Below are 563 nucleotides of genomic sequence, written 5' to 3'. Positions count from 1 at the left end.
GCAGAATACGGTCAACAGTTGGCGGCAAAAGGCAACACAGCGCAAATCGACCACCTCCCTATTGGTTCAGGGCCTTACCAGCTCAAAGAGTATCAAGTAAACGATTTGATTCGCTTGGAACGTCACCCGAACTACTGGAACTCGCCAGCGAAAATGGAACAAGTAGTGTTCGACATTTCACACCGTGGTACTGGCACGTTAGCTAAGTTGCTGCGCAATGAATGCGATGTTTTGTCTTCACCTATCTCTAGCCAGATCCCAATCATTCAAGAAGATGAAAACCTTGAGTTGACGGCAACACCAGCAAATAACGTTTCCTTTATTGCGATTAATACCGAGACTCCAGCACTTCGCGACCCAAGAGTCCGCCAAGCGTTGAACCTTGCGATCAATCGTCAAAATATCTTGGATTCGGTTTATTACGGTACAGGAACCCTAGCTTATACCTTGCTGCCGCCGAACTCTTGGGCGTATCAAAAAGACAGTGCGAAAATTCGTTATGACCGAAATTACGCTCTCGCTCTACTTCGTGAAGCGGGATACGAAGATGGTCTAAAACTGTC

The 563-nt window shown here is 46.9% G+C and carries 1 protein-coding gene; it reads left to right on the top strand.

What is annotated here, in order from left to right; all coding sequences use genetic code 11:
• Window positions 1-563 (top strand): ABC transporter substrate-binding protein (locus R7044_RS27160; RefSeq protein WP_225456221.1); only part of this gene is annotated, 563 nt, incomplete at both ends.

This window comes from Vibrio sp. 1402 (assembly GCF_033340275.1).
This window is presented reverse-complemented; position numbering and strand designations above follow the sequence as displayed.